Annotated in this window: 17 protein-coding genes; 16 read left to right on the forward strand and 1 reads right to left on the reverse strand. The window is 52.2% G+C overall.

Annotated features, from left to right (window positions below; translation table 11 throughout):
• Window positions 1-291 precede the first annotated feature (291 nt).
• The 3 genes from J3482_RS12560 to J3482_RS12570 all read left to right on the forward strand — a co-directional run bounded on the left by J3482_RS12560 (window position 292) and on the right by J3482_RS12570 (window position 4,002).
• The gene (locus J3482_RS12560; protein WP_206919771.1) at window positions 292-1,116 is read left to right on the forward strand and encodes a carbon-nitrogen hydrolase family protein; all 825 of its coding nucleotides are present in this window, start codon (window positions 292-294) and stop codon (window positions 1,114-1,116) included.
• Window positions 1,117-1,236: 120 nt separating this feature from the next.
• On the forward strand, window positions 1,237-2,562 hold the full coding sequence (gene gabT / locus J3482_RS12565) for a 4-aminobutyrate--2-oxoglutarate transaminase (RefSeq protein ID WP_146821419.1): 1,326 nt from the start codon (window positions 1,237-1,239) through the stop codon (window positions 2,560-2,562).
• Window positions 2,563-2,640: 78 nt separating this feature from the next.
• The gene (locus tag J3482_RS12570) at window positions 2,641-4,002 is read left to right on the forward strand and encodes an APC family permease (protein WP_206922483.1); all 1,362 of its coding nucleotides are present in this window, start codon (window positions 2,641-2,643) and stop codon (window positions 4,000-4,002) included.
• Window positions 4,003-4,124: 122 nt separating this feature from the next.
• On the opposite strand, the gene gad is transcribed toward J3482_RS12570, so the two are convergent.
• Window positions 4,125-5,528 carry a glutamate decarboxylase gene (gene gad, locus J3482_RS12575; RefSeq protein ID WP_146821415.1) on the reverse strand — a complete coding sequence of 468 codons (1,404 nt, stop codon included), beginning with the start codon at window positions 5,526-5,528 and terminating at the stop codon, window positions 4,125-4,127.
• Window positions 5,529-5,682: 154 nt separating this feature from the next.
• On the opposite strand from gad, the gene J3482_RS12580 reads away from it, so the two are divergent.
• The 13 genes from J3482_RS12580 (at window position 5,683) to J3482_RS12635 (ending at window position 20,354) form a co-directional block, all read left to right on the forward strand.
• Entirely contained in the window at window positions 5,683-6,207 is a 525-nt protein-coding gene (locus J3482_RS12580) for a hypothetical protein (protein WP_206922484.1), read from the forward strand.
• Window positions 6,208-6,745: 538 nt separating this feature from the next.
• Window positions 6,746-8,092 carry a purine-cytosine permease family protein gene (locus J3482_RS12585; protein ID WP_146821413.1) on the forward strand — a complete coding sequence of 449 codons (1,347 nt, stop codon included), beginning with the start codon at window positions 6,746-6,748 and terminating at the stop codon, window positions 8,090-8,092.
• 64 nt (window positions 8,093-8,156) lie between these two features.
• Window positions 8,157-9,245, forward strand: a complete 1,089-nt coding sequence (locus J3482_RS12590) for an S-methyl thiohydantoin desulfurase family protein (RefSeq protein ID WP_223203976.1) — start codon at window positions 8,157-8,159, stop codon at window positions 9,243-9,245.
• Window positions 9,246-9,279: 34 nt separating this feature from the next.
• On the forward strand, window positions 9,280-10,866 hold the full coding sequence (locus tag J3482_RS12595; RefSeq protein ID WP_146821409.1) for a hydantoinase/oxoprolinase N-terminal domain-containing protein: 1,587 nt from the start codon (window positions 9,280-9,282) through the stop codon (window positions 10,864-10,866).
• Window positions 10,853-12,019 (forward strand): S-methyl thiohydantoin desulfurase family protein, encoded by a 1,167-nt coding sequence (locus tag J3482_RS12600; RefSeq protein WP_206922485.1) that lies wholly within the window; start codon window positions 10,853-10,855, stop codon window positions 12,017-12,019. Before J3482_RS12595 ends, J3482_RS12600 begins: the two co-directional genes overlap by 14 nt.
• Window positions 12,020-12,082: 63 nt before the next feature.
• Window positions 12,083-12,319, forward strand: a complete 237-nt coding sequence (locus J3482_RS21575; RefSeq protein ID WP_328702700.1) for a hypothetical protein — start codon at window positions 12,083-12,085, stop codon at window positions 12,317-12,319.
• A 113-nt stretch (window positions 12,320-12,432) separates the two neighbouring features.
• A complete protein-coding gene (locus tag J3482_RS21580; protein WP_321198820.1) occupies window positions 12,433-12,807 on the forward strand; it encodes an S-methyl thiohydantoin desulfurase domain-containing protein in 375 nt (124 codons plus the stop codon).
• Window positions 12,808-12,866: 59 nt separating this feature from the next.
• Window positions 12,867-13,814 carry a DUF1177 domain-containing protein gene (locus J3482_RS12610; RefSeq protein WP_146821406.1) on the forward strand — a complete coding sequence of 316 codons (948 nt, stop codon included), beginning with the start codon at window positions 12,867-12,869 and terminating at the stop codon, window positions 13,812-13,814.
• Window positions 13,815-13,928: 114 nt separating this feature from the next.
• The gene (locus tag J3482_RS12615) at window positions 13,929-14,468 is read left to right on the forward strand and encodes a hydantoinase B/oxoprolinase family protein (protein WP_146821404.1); all 540 of its coding nucleotides are present in this window, start codon (window positions 13,929-13,931) and stop codon (window positions 14,466-14,468) included.
• A gap of 77 nt (window positions 14,469-14,545) precedes the next feature.
• Window positions 14,546-15,091, forward strand: a complete 546-nt coding sequence (locus J3482_RS12620; protein WP_146821402.1) for a cupin domain-containing protein — start codon at window positions 14,546-14,548, stop codon at window positions 15,089-15,091.
• Window positions 15,092-15,105: 14 nt separating this feature from the next.
• On the forward strand, window positions 15,106-17,151 hold the full coding sequence (locus tag J3482_RS12625) for a hydantoinase/oxoprolinase family protein (protein WP_206922486.1): 2,046 nt from the start codon (window positions 15,106-15,108) through the stop codon (window positions 17,149-17,151).
• The gene (locus J3482_RS12630; RefSeq protein WP_223203975.1) at window positions 17,152-18,873 is read left to right on the forward strand and encodes a hydantoinase B/oxoprolinase family protein; all 1,722 of its coding nucleotides are present in this window, start codon (window positions 17,152-17,154) and stop codon (window positions 18,871-18,873) included.
• Window positions 18,874-19,010: 137 nt separating this feature from the next.
• Complete coding sequence (locus tag J3482_RS12635) at window positions 19,011-20,354, forward strand: MFS transporter (RefSeq protein ID WP_146821398.1); 1,344 nt, start codon at window positions 19,011-19,013, stop codon at window positions 20,352-20,354.
• Window positions 20,355-20,369 lie beyond the last annotated feature (15 nt).

Consider the following 20,369-nt stretch of genomic DNA (forward strand, 5'->3'; position numbering starts at 1 on the left):
GGGATGAGGTACCCACCAGCCACATTGTGTGATGGCCTCAACATACAGCGCCTCGTGGCGCACCGATTCGTTGTGTCCACACTTTTAACCTAACACCAGTTGCCGAGAACTTGACGAATTTTGACGCCATAGATTTTCCTCAGCCCCTCGTCTGCCTATTTCCACTTAAACTTGTCGGGTGTGACGGGAGCCCAGTACGCGCTGTCGCGATGCAGTTGGCATAAATCAAGTTTGTCCATCATACGCGTACACGTGAGACCGTGTTTGTGTACGTGACGGAGAGGGGATTACATGATGAAGCTCGCCCTCGTTCAGGACGCGCCTGTCCTCGGAGATGTCGAAGCGACATTGGCACGCATGCAGGACATTGTTCGAAAAACGTGCCGAGACAATTCAGTCGATCTCGTGGTCTTTCCCGAGTTGTTTATCACAGGCTATTTGCCTGAACACTGGTCGTTTTTGCCCACGGCCGAAGCGGAACTCGAGTGGTTGGTGCGGTTGCAAAGCATGGCGGCGGAGTGTGATGTATGGGTAATTGTCGGGCATCCGTCGTATCGAGTGCGTGTTACCGACGGGGCAAAGCGCCCTGAGTTGACCAATGCAGCATCTATCATCTCGCCAGATGGCATCGTGGGGACGTACGCTAAAGTTCATTTGTTTGGCGATGAGGGGAAGACGTTTGTAGCGGGACGCTCGTGGCCAGTGTGGCGAAGTCCGTGGGGCAAAATCGCCGTCCAAATTTGTTACGACATCGAATTTCCGGAATCGGCGCGGATGGCGGGTTTGCAAGATGCAGATTTACTCGTCAATATTTCCGCGAACATGGTTCCATACGGATCGTACCATCGCATTTACGCACAGGCTCGGGCCATGGAAAACACGATGTTCGTCGCATGTCTGAACCGGACCGGGATGGAAAACGGCATCAATTTTTGTGGCGAATCGTGTGTCGTACATCCGGATTCTTCGTGGTTGCTTCAGGCAGACTCCGAATCTGGCGTATTTGTCGTCGATGTACCGCTGCACGAGCGCCGGAATTTGCCGGACTGCGTTCAGTATGTGAAGATGCGCCAACCGCACGTGTACAAGTCTTTGGCCGAATCACCGATGGACTGACCGATTCAACTGGGTACACCGTTCAACCGAACGCTTGAGAACCATTGAAGTGGAACCAAGAGAAGTGAAATCACGAAAAGTGAAATCATGAGCAGAGGAACCACCAAGAGGAGGATCACGATGGGGACTGAAACCGTCACTTCGCAAGGCCTATTGCAACTTCATGCACAGTATGTGCCGAAAGGCGTCAGCGTCCAGAATAAAGTCGTCATCACGCGGGCTAGTGGCGCTCGCATGTGGGATGAGGCGGGCAACGAGTACCTGGATTTTGCTGGCGGGATCGGCGTACTTAATATCGGAAACGCCCATCCGGAAATCGTTGAAGTCGTCACTGAGCAAGCCCAGAAACTGTTTCACACGTGTGTTCACGTGAGCTTGAATGAACCTTATCTTCGACTTGTCGAACAGTTGTGCAGAATTGCCCCAATCGATGGCCAAAAAAAGGCGTTACTTCTCAACAGCGGGGCGGAGGCAGTCGAGAACGCTATCAAAGTGGCGAAGAGTTACACCGGTCGCTCTGCCGTCATCGCGTTTGAGTCGGCGTTTCACGGCCGGACCGCGCTCGGCCTCTCGCTGACCAGTAAAGTTCACCCGTACAAGGCAAAATTCGGGCCGTTTGTACCTGAAGTCTACCGCCTGCCGTTCCCGAATCTCTATAGAAAAGCAGAGGACCAATCCGCAGAGGCGTTTATCGACGAGTCCATCGCGACGCTCAAGCGCGCGTTTGACACCTATGTGGATGCAAATGACGTCGCCGCGATTATCATCGAACCGGTCCAAGGGGAGGGCGGATTTGTCGTAACGCCACCGCGCTATATGCAAGCGTTACGCGACATTTGTACAGAGCACGGTATCGTCTTCATCGTCGACGAGATACAGACCGGCTTCGCGCGCACCGGTAAACTGTTCGCAACCGAGCACTATGAGGGGCTCAACCCAGACATTATCACGATGGCGAAATCGCTGGGCGCAGGTCTGCCGATTTCCGCGGTCGTAGGTCGCTCGAATATTCTCGACGCGACTGAAGTTGGCGGACTCGGCGGGACGTACGGGGGCAATCCACTTGCGGCGGCCGCTTCGCTGAAAGTCATTGAAATTATGGAGCGCGACAATCTTCCACGCCGAGCGCAACAAATCGGCGAGCAAAGTTTTGCACGACTTCGCCGCCTGCAAGAGACGGTTCCGTACATTGGCGACGTTCGCGGGCTTGGTGCGATGGTGGGGGTCGAATTCGTACGGGATAGGGTAAGCAAAGAACCGTATCCTGAGTTGGTGGCGAAGATTAGTCAAAAGTGTTTTGAGAAGCGGCTTATCACGGTCAAAGCGGGGATTTACGGCAATGTCATTCGGTTATTGGGGCCACTCGTGATGACGGATGAGGAGTTAGATGCGGGGCTCGCTCGCCTCGAATCGGCGATAACGGAAGCTGTAGCGGAACTTTCTTAAAACGAAATGGCGGTTTGCGGCATTCTTGGGGACTGGGTTCCTGAGGAATGTCGCCATCGCCTTTTGAAGGAGAATTGTATGAAAGAAGACCAGGTGACACTTCGTCGGACGTTGACGCAATTTCCACTGATTCTTTTTGGCCTCGCGTACATGGCACCTATGATTGTCTTTGGTACCTTTGGTGTAGAAGACGAGACGACGCACGGCTTGGCAACGGATGCATACATTCTCGCCTTAATTGCCATGCTTTTCACTGCATATAGTTACGGGCGCATGGCAAAAGCATATCCGATCTCTGGGTCGGCCTATACGTACGTGCGTAGGAGTATGAGCGCCCATATCGGCTTTTTAATTGGATGGGTGACGCTGCTTGACTACTTCTTTCTCCCGATGGTCATATGGCTGATTGGCGGTGTTTATCTCTCCGCAGAGATTCCAGGTGTGCCTGCTTGGCTTTGGATTGTCTTATTTATTCTCGTCACGACCATTCTCAACATCGTCGGTATTCGGATAAGTACCAATGTCAACGTCTTGATGATGGCATTTCAGTTCTTAGTTATCGCAATCTTCTTGGTGTTGAGTGTGCACGATGTGCTTCGGGGAATGGGGAGCGCGACGATTGTCTCGCCTAAACCATTCTTTTCTGATCAGTTTCATTTTTCCCTGATACTATCGGGGGCGGCCATCGCAGGGTATTCGTTTCTAGGATTCGATGCGGTGACGACGATGACGGAGGAAACCGTGCGGCCGGAGAAAACGGTTCCACGTGCTATCTTTTTGATCACGCTCGTCGGCGGCGTCATCTTCATCATCGCAACCTATGTGACGCAACTGGTGTATCCGGATTACACGAAATTCGCGCACGCCGATTCGGGTGCATCGGAAATCGCAATGCAGATAGGGGGGCACCTGTTTACCGCCATTTTCACAGCTGGTCTCATTCTCGCACAATTTTCCTCTGGAATTTCTGCCCAATCGAGTGCCGCACGTCTGCTGTACGCCATGGGGCGCGATGGGGTACTGCCAAAGAAAGTGTTTGGCAGACTCAATGGACGCTTTCAGACGCCACATTTCAATATTGTGTTGGTGGGCGTCGTCGGCTTGTTGGCGCTCTTCATGACGGTCGAGACGTCTACTTCGTTCATCAATTTTGGGGCCTTCAGCGCCTTTGCGTTTGTCAACGTCTCCGTCATCGCCCATTACTTTTTCCGCGCAGGCCTACGCAAGAAGCCGCTTGACTTTCTACTTTATTTGGCAATGCCCGTGGTTGGATTCTTGTTCGACGGGTGGCTGTGGCTCAATTTGGACAAGAACGCGTTGAGATTAGGTGCCATTTGGTTGGCGTGTGGTGTTGTCTATTTGATATTCCTCACGCGTGGGTTTCGACGGGTGCCCCCTGAGATTCACTTTGACAGTGCGAATGAAACAGTGGACGGTTGAGCGGTTCCGCGATGGATGTTCACTGAAGGTATTTTCTTGGTGTTAGGAATAAAACCATATTCAGTAAGAACACGGTTGGCCAGGACTGTTTCTAACCGGTCCTGGCCCCCCATTTTCAAATCTTAATGATGAAATCCATTGTCTTCCTTCGTGTCATGCGGCATTGGCCCATCCAATGAATCTAGGTACGCAACCGCCTGTTTGAGATTCATTAAGAACAGTTGAGCGAGATCTCTCGAGAATCCGTTTCGTACCACCACGCGCATCACGGTCACGTCCTTCATATTGGCGGGCATGGGGTACGCTGGCACTTGCCAGCCAAACGTCCGCAGTTGCCGAGACAAGTCATATAAATTCCATTTGTCCGGATAGCCCTCTTTTAGCCGCCACGCGAATACAGGAATGTCACGTCCATCTGTGAGTAACTCAAACGGCCCGATTTGTTGAATTTCGTGACTGAGATATTGCGCTACGTCTTGGCTGGCCTTTTGCACCGCGTAGTAGCCGTTTCGACCTAAACGCAGGAAATTGTAATACTGAAGCAGCACCTGGGCACCTGGGCGAGAGAAGTTTAGGGCAAAAGTCGGCATATTTCCGCCCAAATAGGACACGCGGAAAATAAGCTCCTCGGGTAGGTCTTCTGCTTCACGCCACACGACCCAGCCAAGGCCTGGGTACACCAGTCCGTATTTGTGCCCGGAGACGTTGATAGATTTGACCCTTTGCAATTGAAAGTCCCAAATGAAGTCTGGCTGTAGGAATGGGGCGACGAACCCACCTGAAGCAGCATCGACGTGCATGGGAATATCCAGCCCTGTTCGCGCCTGTAAATCGTCTAGGGCCTGTGCAATCGTGGCGACTGGTTCATACAGGCCGGTGTATGTGACGCCGAGAATTGGCACGACGCCAATGGTATTCTCGTCGACGGCGGAGAGAACGCCGTCGGGATGAAGATAGGGCTTATCTGGCGTAATGTTCACATACCGCGGTTCGACTTCCCAATAGTTCGCAAATTTTTCCCATACGACTTGTACCGCCGAGCTAAATACGATGTTGGGCCGATCAATGGACTTTCCTGCTTTCTTCCGTGCGTTCTGCCAGCGTCGTTTCAGCGCGAGACCGGCTAGCATACATGCTTCAGATGAGCCAGTCGTGGAAACTCCTATCGTCGTTTCGGGATTCGGAGCGTGCCACAGGTGGGCTAAAATGCGCACGCAACGCTCCTCTATAGCTGCTGTTTGTGGATACTCGTCCTTATCAATCATGTTCTTGTCAGCTGATTCGGTGTACAAGCGATTCGCGGCAGGTTCCATCCACGTGGTCACGAATGTGGCAAGATTGAGGCGGGCATTTCCATCTAATGCGAGTTCGTCGTGGATGATTTGATACGCGGTTTCGGGCAACATGCCTAGATCCCTCATGTGAAACCGCGGGACGGACTCCTTTTCATCGCGGGAAAATAACGGATTGACAGATAACTCATGAGGCAGCAGTGATTGCGCGTGGCGCGCGTTCCAGTGTGGCATATTGGATTTCTTCCTCCGATAACTTCATTTGCACCCCTAGTAACGAAGACGCTCAAGGGTACCAAATTTTGTTGGGTTTAGTGTGCGTGGGATGAGCAGATTCATTCGTGCGGGATCACCGTGAACCAGTCGAATTAAAAGGAAAGTATCGGGAATGGACGGATCGAGCCAAATTTTGAACGTCACGCTAAACGATTTTGCGGAAATTGCGAAAGCGCTATCTTCTGATTTAAGAATAGAGATGTTCGACATTCCTCCGTCCACCGCGTCTGCAAATGTTCGGAAGTCGGAAGAAGTAGGATTGATTCAAACGGAACTCGTCTTAGGCACGCGTGGTACCCAAAAATGTTGTGCTGCGGTGTTAAACCGAATTATTGTGGAGACACAGGAACCGGAAGAGCGCGAAGAAAACTGTGTTATCACGTCGATGCCGATTGGTCACTTTTTTGATTTTGAGGTGACTCCGACGTGTGGATTGCTGAGGAGATGGCAAGTATCTAGTCACGGAAGTTTCATTGAGGGGCGTAAAATTTCGGATGTGGTCTTGCGTGAGCTTCTGGTTAATGGGTCGCCACATATTGTTGTGCGCTTGGCGTTAGACGAGACGCGTATAATGTTGGCGGTATCCATCTGTTTGGCCGACTGTTTGGAAATTACGGGACAGACATGGCGTTTTTAATATCGGGATCAATGTTTTGTGAGTGTTTTGTGAGTGTTTTTTGGGTATCAAAGGGTACTGTTGAATAGTTTGTACTATGGTCTCTCATGGAGTTTAGTTCTTGGCGTTTCAAGTACAGAGGTTGTTGAAAAAACGCAGGACTTCCAGAGTACGAGCCTGGGGTACTATTCGCTTCTGGACTGGTTTTATTTGCACTAGGGTTTATTGTTACCGTGTATTTGTCGTGGCTATTAGTCTTCTAGTCACACTGATGTCTCTGATAATAGGGGTAAGCCTCGCCTCTTCCGCATTTCGTCATACTGTTTAATCAATGTCAGACGCACATACAGTCGTGATCACAGCCAATTATCTGCAACAATTCCACTAACTTCGTAGGTACAGTACTGCCACGCTTTCCTCGTTTGACCTCATCTCCTCTCGCCCGAACTGTATTGTGCGCTTTGCACAAACTTGGCACTCTTTTTGTTCATGGCGTCAATACACGCAGAGTTGAAATTAAATTAAGATAATTCAAACGATAGTAAAGGAGGAACAGCGGATGGCAAAAGCGGAATCTTTGAATGAGCCCGTGAACGAAAAGTTGGATGACTATTCGTTATCGAGAGTTCCTGAGACAGACCGCCGACACTGGTTTGGTATCGCGACCATGCGGTTTGGTCAGATGTCCGCACTCTCTCAGTTTCTATTAGGTGCGACATTAGGATTTGGCATGAGTTTTTGGCAGTCGTTTTGGGCGTTGACGCTCGGGGCCGTCATTCTCGAGATTGTTTCTATCTTTGTCGGGATTGCGGGGATGAAAGAGGGACTCAGCACAACGATGCTGATTCGGTGGACGGGCTTTGGCAGGTTTGGATCCGTCCTTGTGAGCCTGGTTGTCGCGATTTCACTGGTTGGTTGGTTTGGCGTGCAGAATCAGGTGTTCGCAGATGGGCTGAACCAACTGCTTGGCGGGCCCATTTGGGCATGGTCTATCGTTACAGGAATTCTAGTCACGCTGGTCGTCATTTATGGGTTTTTGTCAATGGGATTTACGGCCTATATTACGGTACCTCTTTTTATGCTCATTGCATTCATCTCGATTGGTCGGGCGTTAGGTCACTATTCGCTGGGACACCTCGTCTCGATGCATGCGCCGGGTAGCGTGTTGACACTGGGTGCAGGTGCGAGCATGGTTGCCGGTGGATTTATCACAGGGGCGATTATTTCTCCAGATATGACGCGGTACAATCGTTCAGTTGGCGATGTCATTAAGCAAACCGTGCTTGGGATTACCCTTGGGGAGTATCTCATTGGTCTAATTGGTGTACTTCTTGCACACGCGATGAAATCTTCCAATGTGATCACAATTGTCATGTCGACGAGTGGGGTGGTTGGAACGGTTGTGCTCGTGACGGCGACGCTGAAGATTAACGATTGGAACTTATACTCTTCTTCGCTGGGCATCGTGAACTTATTCGACGTCGTGTTTAAGAAGCGCGTCAGTCGCGTCGGTGTCACGATTTTGTTTGGCGCACTGGGTACGCTGCTCTCCGTCCTCGGTATCCTGAATCAATTTGAAGGGTTCCTTTCGCTATTGGGTGTGGCAGTGCCACCTGTTGGTGGCATTATGGTTGTTGAGTATTTCTGCATACGGCGATACAAAGATGAACTTGCGCGCTCAAGAGAGCAGGGTGTTTTGCCGGATACGTATGAGTCTTGGAATCCTATCACACTGATTTGCTGGATTGGGGCGTTCGTGGTTGGCGAGTTTGTGAAGTGGGGCATTCCGTCTATCAATTCGCTCGTCGTGGCCGCTGTGGCGTATTTCGTGTTGAGTAAGTTGGTCAATCGGAATCGGATGGTGACATTTGGAAGTGTAGATACGAAAGAACTTGCGAACGAATGATGACCGGGAGACGGGGTCAACTGTCCCCCATTGATATTTGAATTTTATGATGGGCGGTGACGTGGTGAGAAGACTGATTCATGCAAAAGACATCGATTACCTTGCTTTAGGCGCAACAGTACTTGGTACTGGCGGCGGTGGAGATCCCTACATTGGTGCCTTGATGGCAAAGCAGGCCATTGAGAAATATGGGCCTGTGGAGATGGTTTCGATAGATGAGTTGAACGACGACGACTTGGTCATTCCGTCGGCGATGATGGGGGCGCCTACGGTGATGGTTGAGAAAATGCCGGGCGGCGATGAGCCGGTGAAGGCATTTACACAATTGGAGAAATTCCTCGGCCGCAAGGCTGCAGCGACCGTGTCGATTGAAGCGGGTGGGCTGAATTCGACGATCCCGTTCGTGGTCGCGGCAGAACTTGGCATCCCCATTGTGGATGCAGATGGCATGGGGCGTGCGTTCCCAGAGATTCCGATGACGGCACTGCACTTTGGCGGCATTTCGGCGACGCCGATGATGGTCGCGGACGAAAAGGGGAACACGGTGCTACTGTCTACTGTGAATGGGGCCTGGACGGAGGCGCTTTCGCGAAATGCGACAATTGTCATGGGCGGTTCTTCCATGTTGGCGCTGTACGGCGCCAATGCGGATAAGATGGCGCCAAATTTAGTGCATGGCACCTTATCTACAGCCATGAAGATTGGCCAACTGCTCGAAGCGAAAGAGGATGCGGCAGTTCGCCTCGCAAACCTCCTTCAATTTACGGATGGCGTGGAAGTGTTTCGCGGCAAGTTGACGGATGTCATGCGTCGGACCGTCGATGGATTCGCCCGTGGTACCGTGACGCTTGAAGGGATGGGTGTGGATAGCGGATCGGTCTGCAGACTCGAGTTTCAAAACGAGAATCTCATCGTGATGCGCGATGGGGATCCCGTTGCGACGGTGCCGGATTTGATTACGGTTTTAGATCAAGAGACGATTCACCCCATCACGACGGAAGAGTTGCGCTACGGCCAACGTGTGATTGTCATCACGATGCCTTGTGCACCCGTATGGCACCGGCCCGAGTGCTTGGAACTGGTCGGGCCTAGGTACTTCGGATACGATTTCGACTTTAAACCGCTTCGGCCACTGACAACACAGAACGCGTAAGTGAATGACTCGAGAATGGCTAGGAGGAAACTGTATGACTTACCGCTTGGGAATTGACGTTGGTGGGACGAATACGGACGTCGTTTTATTGGACAAGGAAAATCGTGTGATTGCGAAGACGAAAACGGCAGTCACTTCAGATATTGTCACGGGCATTCGCACCGGCGTAGGCAGCGTGCTCGAGCAAAGTGGCGTGGATGGTGCACAAATTTCCCACGCAATGCTTGGCACGACGCAGGTGACCAACGCCATTATCGAGCGCCGCGAACTGAATGATGTGGCGATTGTTCGCTTGGGTGCGCCGGCGACGCGGGCTGTCAAGCCGCTGGCCGGTTGGCCCGACGATTTGCGCGCCCGCTACGCTGAGTACTCCTGGATTGTCGGTGGCGGACACGAGTTCGATGGCCGCGAAATCGCACCGCTCGACGAGGCGGAGATTCGCAGTATCGCCGAATCCGTGAAGGGGAAAGTTCAGGCAGTCGCCATCACGGGCGTGTTCTCACCTGTGAATACGGATCACGAGGAACGCGCAGGAGGGATTTTCCGCGAAGTCCTCGGCGAGGAGATTCCTATCTCTTTGTCCTACCAATTGGGCAGCGTTGGGCTGTTAGAGCGAGAGAATGCCACTGTGTTGAACGCCGCTGTGTCGAGTGTCGCGAAGCGAGCGACGATGTCGTTCCAACAAGCGCTAGCCGATCTCGGCGTGCATGCCGCACTTTACCTGGCGCAAAACGACGGCACGTTGATGTCTGTTGAGTACGCCCTGTTGTATCCGATTCTCACGATTGCCTGCGGACCCACGAATAGTATGCGCGGCGCGGCGTACCTTACGGGCTTAAAGAATGCGATTGTCGTCGATGTCGGCGGCACGTCGACGGACGTTGGGGTACTTGTGAATGGATTTCCGAGGGAATCTTTTGTCGCGGTCGATGTCGGCGGTGTGAGAACCAACTTCCGGATGCCAGACTTGTACTCGATTGGCCTGGGTGGCGGAAGCCGCGTGACCGAGTCGGAAGCTGGCATCGAAGTGGGGCCGAAGAGTGTGGGGTATCGCATTGTGGAGGAAGGGCGCGCATTCGGCGGCGACACGACGACCTTCACGGACATCGTCGTGGCGCTCGGCAAAGCGAGCGTTGGGACGCACCCGGTTCAGTTGCCGACGGACTTCGCACAGAAGGCCTACGATATCGCAATGGCAAAGACGGCGGAGGCCATCGACAGGATGAAGACGAGTGCAGAGCCTGTGCCGCTGATTTTGGTGGGCGGCGGCAGCGTCTTGCTTCCGAGCGAGTTGGAAGGCGCCTCGGAGGTCCATCGTCCGGAGAACTTTGACGTAGCCAACGCAATTGGCGCGGCCATTGCTCAGGTGAGTGGACGGGTGGATCGGATATTCGCGATGGATCAGAAGTCGCGCGAGGAAGTCCTGGAAGAGGCCAAGTCCATCGCGATTGCAGAGGCCATTCGGGCAGGGGCGGAGGCGTCGACCATCGAAATTGTCGAAATTGAAGAGATTCCGATTGCTTATCTGCCGGGCAATGCTGTGCGAATCAAAGTGACTGTTGCTGGGACACTTGCGACGTATAACTTCGGTTCCAAGGTGGACGCTTATGCGAGTCACTGAAGAGGATTTAGAAGCCTTGTCGATTGGTGCGGCCATTCTCGGGACAGGTGGTGGGGGGGATGCGCTCATCGGAAAATTAATGGCACAACAGGCCATCCGCGAGCATGGCCCGGTTGATTTGATTTCTTTGGATGAGGTTGAGCATCAAGACGTCGTCTTCCCGGTCGCGATGATGGGGGCACCGACGGTCTTTTTGGAAAAGGTGCCGGCCGGAGAAGAAGGGTATCTCGCGGTGCGGCGCATGGAGCGCCATTTAGGCAAATCGGTGACAGCGCTATGCCCTATTGAATGTGGCGGGATGAACAGCATGATTCCGTTTGTCGTCGCCGCCCAGATGGGCTTGCCGGTCGTCGACGGAGATGGTATGGGGCGCGCGTTTCCGGAGTTGCAGATGGAGACGTTCCACATCCTTGGCGTCTCGGGAATGCCAGCGTGTATTGCAGACGAGTGGGGGAACGTCGTGCTGTTTGAGACGGTGGACAACTTCCGGCTCGAATCGTTTGCGCGCGCATGCACCGTCAAAATGGGCGGGTATTCCCATCTCGTCGATTATCCGATGACGGGTGAACAGGTGAAAAACACCGCCGTTCGCGGGACCGTGACCATGGGGATTCAATTGGGAAGGGCTGTTCAAGCAGCGCATCGCAATCATTCGAATCCCGTAGAAGCCGTCCTTGCGGCCACCCGCGATACCATCTATGGGCACGGAATTGCGCTTTTTCGAGGCAAAGTTGTCGACATTTCGCGGCGGACTTCGGACGGCTTCGCAATCGGCCAAGCGCGTCTACAGGGATTTGAAGAAGACGCAGACAAGACCATGGTGATCGACTTCCAAAACGAAAACCTCATTGCGAAAGTAGATGGGCAAGTCGTCGCGAGCGTGCCGGATTTAATCACCTTACTCGATCCGGACACGGGCCACGCCGTCACCAACGAACGCCTGCGCTACGGCCAACGCGTCGTCGCCATTGGGATTCCGACACCGGAAATGATGCGCAGTGAGGTGGCACTCACGGTATGGGGGCCGAAGCAGTTTGGCTACGATATCCCGTTTGTTCCGCTCGAGCAAGCGTATCCGGCTTTTTATCAACAGGTCGGCGTACCAAAAGAGAAAGAGAAGTATCTAGTTCAATCATCTGATGCTTCGCGTTGAACGGGAAAGCGATTTGGGAGGGTGCCACCTAGGCATTCCTCCCTTCCTCTTTAAAGCGACTGAATGGATAGGAGTGTGTGCTATGACGAGCGGCAATTATCCGTTCGTGATGTGGAAGCGGCTGTATTGGGCGGAAAGCTCCTTGGCGGTGGCGGGGGTGGCTGGACAGAGGATGGTCTTGCCTTTGCAAACGAGGCGATGCAGACGAACGCGCCTGTGCTCATCAGCGCAGATGAGTGCCGCGACGGCTACGGTGAATGGATGGATTCAAGCCGCGAAGCTGGGCATTCCAGTCATTGATGCCCCCTGCAATGGGCGCGCACATTCGACGGGTGTGATGGGATCTATCGGCCTCCACCAACTGGAGGACTTCGTCAGTATTCAAACAGCAAGTGGGGGCCGCCTTGGACTTCATGGGCGGAGCGCGCATCGCGACAGGCGAGGTGGCGCATGTATCGCTGCGGACAGAAGGCGGCTTTGATGTGGGAGAAGTCACCATCGGCGACGTGGATATGACGTTTTGGAACGAGCACATGACCTTGGAGAGAAAAGGTGAGCGGCTAGCGACGTTCCCAGACCTCATCATGACGATGGATACGAACACGGGGCTGCCGCTGCTAACGGCAGAGTTGCAGTCTGGATTGGATGTCACGGTCGTCTGTGTCCCAAGGACCCATCTCAAGCTCGGCGCGGGTATACATGACGAAGCCTTGTTCAAAGTCGTTGAAACTGTCGTGAACAAGGAGATTTGCAAATACGTGTTTGCGTCATCGATTGGGACGGCCTAACTGAGGCAGGTTTGAAACGTGCAATATTACATCGATTTTGAGACGAGGAGCGGTGTGTGATGACATTGAAGCAGACATTGGACATCTATGAACTGTTAGATGACGCAAACGTCAATGGAGAACAAGTGCGGGATTTTTTCTTGCGCCGAGGCGCGGGGCAAGTAGAAGTTGAGCGGGTGGAGGGAGAATCGGGATGGACCGATTTCATTCAGGTGCGTATTCCCGGCCGTAGCGGCAAGACTGCGGGTGGCGACGCGCCGACGCTTGGGATGATTGGGCGACTTGGCGGCATTGGCGCGCGGCCTGAGCGAATTGGACTTGTGTCGGATGGCGATGGTGCCATTACCGCACTGACGAGTGCACTGAAGTTAATTGAAATGCAAGCAAAGGGCGACACGCTGCCTGGAGACGTTCTCATCGCGACGCACATTTGTCCGAATGCACCCACGATTCCACACGAGCCGGTTGCCTTTATGGGATCACCTGTGGATATGATGACAATGAATCAACACGAAGTGAGTCCCGAGATGGACGCGATTCTCACCATCGATACGACGAAGGGAAACCGCGTGTTTAACCACCGTGGCGTCGCGATTTCGCCGACGATTAAAGAAGGTTGCATCCTTCGAATCAGTGATGATCTCGTCTCCCTCCTCGAAATCTCATCCGGCCAATTGGCGCATACCTTCGCGGTTACTATGCAGGATATCACGCCGTACGGGAACAACTTGTATCATATCAACAGTATCCTCCAGCCGTGCACCGCGACGAACGCACCGGTCGTCGGCGTTGCCATTACAGCACAGAGCATTGTTCCAGGATGTGCGACCGGGGCAAGTCACGAGACGGACATTGCGACGGCCGCTCGGTTTGCCATCGAAGTGGCAAAGGCGTATGGTGCAGGCAAGTGTTCTTTTTACGATGAAGAGGAGTTTCATAGATTTCAAGCGCTGTACGGGTCGATGAACCACCTGCAGACGTTTGGCAAGTCCGTACAAGAGGTGTGAGACGCTTCGTTGGCGTTTTTGTGAGAACAAAAATCTTTTCGCCACGACGAAACATGTTTATGGAGATTCGATGGTGATGACGTTTGCTGGGGATGATCCAAAACTGGATGGCTCATGAATGACCACCTATCAGCTTCGTCAGGACTCCGGTGGTCCCGGTCAAAACGAGGTGGAACAGGCATTGTTCGCGGCTATGAAGTACGGAGCAATGCAGCTTGGGTTTACTTTTGGTTTGAGCGCTCTATCACGCCGGCTTGGGGTCTCTTCGGCGGGCAGGAGGGGCGCGCTAAGCCTAGCGTAACCATCCAATCGTTAACGGGCGAGTCCGTCGAATTGCTTAAAGTCAATGCAAAACAGTTGCAATATGGAACAGTGGTCACAGGATACACCGGAGGTGGAGGAGGTTTTGGGCATCCATTCGACCGCGACCTGGCAGAAGTCCTCGCCGATGTCATGAACGAGTATGTGTCGGTGACGGCGGCAAAACGCGATTACGGAGTTGTGATCCATCAAGGCACTATGGAACTGGACGTAGCCAATTTGGTTGGGGACATAGCAAGATTGAGGCTACGGAGCACCGCCGGAAGCAGAAGTTTCAGAGTGGTCGTTGTTCGAGTGAAAATCGTGTTTTCATATATCGAAATTATTTTCTGATTTATAGAAATTTATTTTGACATATAGAAAGTTTTTTCATACGATAAAAACACAAAAAGCTTTACACAGGAGGCACGATGGAAGATTTATTTAAAAGAATCCGAATTATCCGTCAAGAAAACCAAATGACACTGCAAGAATTAAGTGAAAAATCAGGATTGTCGATTAGCTTTCTTTCGCAGGTGGAGCGAGGGAACTCTTCATTGACCATAACCTCGTTGCAGCGTATTGCGGAGGCGTTTGGCATTCCAATTAGTTCGTTGTTTGAGACTGTGGAGAACAAGAACTTTATTGTGAAGGTGGATGATCAAAAGCCATTCAAAATTGAAGGAACGAGCATGACGTATATCCGGCTTGCGGGTAATTTTGCGGGGCGGAATCTAGAACCGATGATTGTGGAGTTGGAACCGAATCAATCAATTTTGACAAAGTATGCGCATCCCGGTGAAGAGTTTTACTATGTATTGGAAGGAAGGATTCTCCTTCAGGTCGACGATAAGGATTACGTCTTGGGCGTAGGAGATGCGCTTCACTTTCCATCTTCCATTCAACACTCCATGGAAAACCTCTTAGATATCACATCACGAGTTTTGTGTGTTTTGCAGCCAGCCATATTTCAATAAAGGGGAGTTGTGTTGTGCGTGTCGCAACCGATATAGGCGGGACGTTTACAGATTTAGTGTCTGTGGATGAGGATGGAAAAATTTGTATCGCGAAATCAGACACGACACCGCCCAATTTTGAGGAAGGCGTTATGAACGTCATTGCCAAGGCGGAATTGAAAGGCGATGATATTGAGACTTTTATTCACGGAACGACGGTTATTATCAACGCTCTGACAGAACGAAATGGCGTAAAGACAGGGCTTATCACGACGAAAGGATTTCGAGATGTCCTCGAAATTGCCCGGGGAAATCGACCTGATTTGTTCAATGTCCGCTATCAAAAGCCAAAGCCATTCGTACCGCGTGCACTGCGTTTGGAAGTGGAGGAGCGGTTAAATCAAAAAGGGGAAATCATCACTCCGTTGAATGTGAATGACGTAGAGACGGCAGTGGCACAGTTGCGGAGAGAGGGCGTCGAGGCTATCGCAATTTGCTATTTACACGCCTATGCGAACCCGGAGCACGAGCGATTGACGGCGGAGTTAATTCACAAAATGTGGCCGGAAGTGGCTGTGACCGCATCGCATGAAGTGACAAAAGAGTGGCGCGAGTACGAGCGGACGAACACGGTAGTGTTGAATTCGTATGTCAAACCCGTTGCAGAGCGCTATGTCAATAACTTAAATAACAGGTTGCTCGAGATAAATGTAACTGGGCAGAAGTACATCATGCAGTCAAATGCGGGAACGACGACGTTTGAGCAATCGAAACAATCGCCTATTCACATGGTAGAGTCGGGGCCGGTTGCCGGTGTCTTTGGCGCTGCGATGCTGGGCAAGATGATTGGGCACGAGAATGTGATTGCGTTTGATATCGGTGGCACGACAGCGAAATGTTCGCTGATTGATGGTGGAGAAGTGACCGTGACGACTGATTATCGGATTGAGTGGGATGAGCGGCATGCAGGTTATCCCATCAAAATCCCCGTTGTCGACATCGTTGAGGTGGGGAACGGGGGTGGGTCAATTGCTTGGATTGACCAGGCGAGTGCCTTGAAAGTCGGGCCGAAATCGGCAGGTGCACAGCCGGGCCCGGTGGCGTATGGCCGTGGTGGAACTGAGCCGACCACAACCGATGCCAATCTGGTGACGGGTCGCCTATCGGCGAAGAATTTTAGTATGGCTGTAAACTTGGAGGCGGTTCGCAGCGCCATCGACGAGAAAATTGCCAAAAAGTTCGGAGTACCTGTCGAAGAAGCGGCATTGGGGATTATTCGCATTGCGAACTCGAATATGTTGAATGCCTTGAAACTCATTTCAGTACGCCGCGGGTATGACCCGAGGGATTTTGCAATGGTCGCCTTTGGCGGCGGCGGAGCGATGCACGCGGCATTCCTCGCGAGGGAACTAGGCGTGACCAAGGTGGTTGTTCCAGTTGCGGCGTCCGTGTTTTCGGCATGGGGGATGCTCATGACGGACTTGCGGCATGATTATTTGCAAACTTACATTCGGCGCACGTCGGAACTTTCTCTTGGTGAGTTCAACGGCGCTTGGGAAGCGCTCGAACAACAGGCTATTGTGCAATATCAATCGGAAGCAATCGAGGAAGGTCAAGTTGTCTTTCATCGATACGTGGATATGCGGTATCTCGGACAAGAACATACCGTGAAAGTACCGGTTCCAGGTGGCAGGGTTACCGAGCAGGTCCTTGCGGACGTCAATGCAACATTTCATGCCATTCATGAGCAGAACTACACATTTAAACTTGAGAACAATCCGACCGAAATCGTCAACTTGCACTTGGTCGCGTTTGGAACAGTGACGAAACCGGAGATTGCCGAGATTGAGCCGGTGTCCCACACGGTTGCGGATGCTGTTTTGGAAACGCGCCCTGTTTATTTCGAACACGTTGGGTTTGTCGATACGAGGGTGTATGACCGCAGCCGCTTGGGCCCAGGGTTTGAACTCGAAGGACCCGCTATCGTGGAAGAGCCATCGTCGTCTACGCTGGTGTATCCAGAACAGCGCTTGACGGTTGACAAATACGGAAACCTCATCATCTATACGGGGGTGCAATGATTGGCGAAGGCGGATGTGTTTACGCTCGAAGTTGTTAAAGATTCATTAATGGCGATAGGGGAAGAGATGTTTTATGCCCTTGCCCGAACCTCGATGAGCCCCATCATTTATGAGGTGCTGGACTTCGCTTCTGGTCTCACTGACGCGAAAGGGCAATTGTTGACTCAAGGCAATGGCGTTACCGGGTTTATCGGAATGCTATCCTCGATGGTCAAAGAGACGTTAAAGAAATTCGAGAATGACTTGAAACCTGGGGACATTATCATCATTAACGATCCCTATGGCGGCGGTGGGTCACACCTCTCTGATGTGGGGCTCGTGATGCCAATCTTTTATCAAGGTCAGTTGGTTGCGTTCGCAGCGAACAAGGCGCACTGGACAGAAGTTGGAGGAAAAGATCCGGGGTCATGGACGACTGATTCTACGGAAATCTATCAAGAGGGGCTGCAATTTCCTGCGGTGAAACTGTTTGACGAGGGTCATATCAATCAAGCTTTGGTCGATATTTTGGCCGCGAATGTCCGGTTCCCCGATCTCTCGCTTGGTGATATGTGGGCGCAAGTGGCAGGATTGCGCACGGGAGAAAGACGATTTCAGGAACTGTGCGGTAAGTTTGGCAAGGACACGGTACTGCAATCTATCGAATATATGCTCGATTACGGTGAGCAGATGGCCCGGGAAGAGTTGAAGAAATTGCCTAAAGGTGTGTACGAGGTGGAAGATTTCATCGACGACGACGGGCTTGGTCATGGGCCACTAAATGTCCGCTGCAAGGTCACAATTACGGATGACGAGTTCATCGTCGATTTCACGGGTAGTCACAAGCAGGTCCCGGGTCCCATCAATTGTTCATACACGGGCTTGGTTTCCGCGGTCAGAACCATTTTCTTGGCGGCCACGAACCCGGGGCAAGACGTGAATGACGGAGTGTTTCGGCCGCTCACAATCATAGCGGAGAAGGGATCGATACTCAACGCAGAGCGTCCGGCTCCCGTGTCGACGTACTGGGAGTCGATGATTTTTGGAGCGGATATGGTGTGGAAGGCTTTGGCGCCGGTGTTGCCGGAGCGGTTGACGGCAGGGCATCTTGAGTCGGTCTGTTCGGTGATTGTGTCCGGTACGCATCCAGATACGAATGAACCGTTCCTCATTGTTGAACCGTCCGTCGGCGGATGGGGCGCCGGACTTGGTATGGATGGACAAAGCGGGCAGTTTTGCTTGGGAGACGGCGAAACGTTTAACGTGCCGGTAGAAGTGGCTGAGACCCGCTACGGGGTGCGTCTTCAGGAGTACAGCTTGACGGCCGACGGTACGGGCGCTGGGCAGTACCGAGGCGGTGCTGGTGCGATTCGCTCGTACGAGGCGCTCACCGATAATCAGTTTGTGACTGCGAGTTTTGGTCGCAACAAGTACCCAGTTTGGGGAGCATCCGGGGGCCGGGATGGGTCGTACAACAAAATTGAGATCATCCGCAAAGATGGCACCAAGGAAGGGCCGTTTGGCAAGTGTGCCCGAAAGATCCTCAACAAAGGGGACGTGGTGCGTTTGATTACAGCGACAGGTGGAGGCTATGGTGATCCGCTGTTGCGGAACCCACAGAAAGTCGTCGAGGATGTCAAAAATGGTTGGATTACTATTGCTCAGGCCAAGGAGATTTACGGTGTGGTCATCGATGAACAAACGCTCACGCTGGCGACCCCGGTAACGAGTCCAATGGAGTAATGCATATCAGGATGGGCCTTCAGAGATGGAGGCTGCTCCTTTTGATAAATTATTAGAATATTCGATGATGAAAGCTTATCTGAAGCGCTAGGGAGATGCATCCTAAAATCATTTAAGACAAAGGAAGTGAATCTGTTATGCCGAGTACCGTGATTGGTGAAGTGATTGAAGTCCAAAATCGACAAATCGGGGAACTGTTTCAAGAAATGCCGCTTACGAAGAGACATTGGAAATCTGGTTTCGCTATTTTCTTTTCATTTGTTATCGAGTCTTGGGAAATGATGATTATCACGCTGATCAGTGGAATGATTGGAAGCGACTTGAAGCTATCGAGTGCACAAGTGGGTTCGCTGATGGGTTCCATCTACCTTGGTATGATTCCTGGTTGTCTTATCTGGGGGAAACTCACGGACAAAATTGGCCGGAAGAAGACAATGATGTGGAGCACCGGCCTCTATGGCATTCTTTCTCTCATTAGTGCCTTTTCTCTAAATTATGACATGTTGTGGTGGATGCGTTTTGCAGCAGGTCTTGGCCTCGGCGGATTGATGGTGGCGTCATTCCCGTACTTTGAGGAGTTACTTCCAGTGAAGAGCCGTGGTCGGGCTACCGTATATCTCGCATCGGGCTGGCCGATTGGCTATTTGATTGCGATTGGCCTGACCTATGTGATGGGGCCTCTCGGCTGGCACTGGATTCTGGGCGTGAGTTCTCTCGCGGGGTTATGGGCATTTGTGATTAAGGCATTCGTTCCAGAGTCCCCGTACTGGGCTGCCGGGAATGGCCAACAGCAGGTTGCAAAAGATGCCATTTCGTATCTTGCGAACGGTCAGGTTTCAATAGAAGATCTCAAAAACACGCATCTTATGGTGGATACGGTTCAACGGGGATCATTTTTGGAAATCTTCAAATCGAAGCTTTCACGTGCCACCTGGTTGCAACTGTTGATTAACTTCTGCTTTTCGTGGGGGTATTGGGCTCTAACGACGTGGATGCCGGAGTTGCTTGCGAAGAAAGGACTCTCGACGCCCGCTGGGCTTGGTTTTATGGCACTTTCTGCACTCTTTATGTTCCCAGGGTACATCGTGTCGTCGTGGCTGACTGGCCGGTATGGGCGTAAAAAGATCATGATTATTTTCGTCGCGCTCGCAGCCATCGCCGGATTCGGGTTTGCTCAATCCAGCAACATGACGGAAATGTACATCTGGGACTTTGCACTCTCATTCTTCAGCCTCGGCGCATGGGGTGTGTGGGACACATGGGTCGGTGAGTTGTACCCAACCGAAGTTCGCGGGGTTGGGTACAGTGTCGGTGCGACCGCGCAGAGGGTGGCAAATTCTATTGCCCCAATGGTCATTGGCGCGATGTTGGCTGGCAATTCGAGCTTTGCGGGGACGGTCTCATTTATTACTGCATTTCTTGTCGTGACGGTGATTATGACATTCTTCCTGAAAGAAACAGAAGGGAAAATTTTGAATTAAGGAAAGCTTTTGGTA

Origin of the sequence: Alicyclobacillus suci (assembly GCF_017329615.1) — a bacterium.
Classification (GTDB): domain Bacteria; phylum Bacillota; class Bacilli; order Alicyclobacillales; family Alicyclobacillaceae; genus Alicyclobacillus; species Alicyclobacillus suci.

What these genes read in the sequence shown, in the direction of transcription:
- J3482_RS12560 (WP_206919771.1), top strand. Translation starts at nt 292, where the DNA reads ATGATGAAGCTCGCCCTCGTTCAGGACGCGCCTGTCCTCGGAGATGTC.
- gabT (WP_146821419.1), top strand. Translation starts at nt 1,237, where the DNA reads ATGGGGACTGAAACCGTCACTTCGCAAGGCCTATTGCAACTTCATGCA.
- J3482_RS12570 (WP_206922483.1), top strand. Translation starts at nt 2,641, where the DNA reads ATGAAAGAAGACCAGGTGACACTTCGTCGGACGTTGACGCAATTTCCA.
- gad (WP_146821415.1), bottom strand. Translation starts at nt 5,528, where the DNA reads ATGCCACACTGGAACGCGCGCCACGCGCAATCACTGCTGCCTCATGAG.
- J3482_RS12580 (WP_206922484.1), top strand. Translation starts at nt 5,683, where the DNA reads ATGGACGGATCGAGCCAAATTTTGAACGTCACGCTAAACGATTTTGCG.
- J3482_RS12585 (WP_146821413.1), top strand. Translation starts at nt 6,746, where the DNA reads ATGGCAAAAGCGGAATCTTTGAATGAGCCCGTGAACGAAAAGTTGGAT.
- J3482_RS12595 (WP_146821409.1), top strand. Translation starts at nt 9,280, where the DNA reads ATGACTTACCGCTTGGGAATTGACGTTGGTGGGACGAATACGGACGTC.
- J3482_RS12600 (WP_206922485.1), top strand. Translation starts at nt 10,853, where the DNA reads ATGCGAGTCACTGAAGAGGATTTAGAAGCCTTGTCGATTGGTGCGGCC.
- J3482_RS21575 (WP_328702700.1), top strand. Translation starts at nt 12,083, where the DNA reads ATGGATAGGAGTGTGTGCTATGACGAGCGGCAATTATCCGTTCGTGAT.
- J3482_RS21580 (WP_321198820.1), top strand. Translation starts at nt 12,433, where the DNA reads ATGGGCGGAGCGCGCATCGCGACAGGCGAGGTGGCGCATGTATCGCTG.
- J3482_RS12610 (WP_146821406.1), top strand. Translation starts at nt 12,867, where the DNA reads ATGACATTGAAGCAGACATTGGACATCTATGAACTGTTAGATGACGCA.
- J3482_RS12615 (WP_146821404.1), top strand. Translation starts at nt 13,929, where the DNA reads ATGAATGACCACCTATCAGCTTCGTCAGGACTCCGGTGGTCCCGGTCA.
- J3482_RS12620 (WP_146821402.1), top strand. Translation starts at nt 14,546, where the DNA reads ATGGAAGATTTATTTAAAAGAATCCGAATTATCCGTCAAGAAAACCAA.
- J3482_RS12635 (WP_146821398.1), top strand. Translation starts at nt 19,011, where the DNA reads ATGCCGAGTACCGTGATTGGTGAAGTGATTGAAGTCCAAAATCGACAA.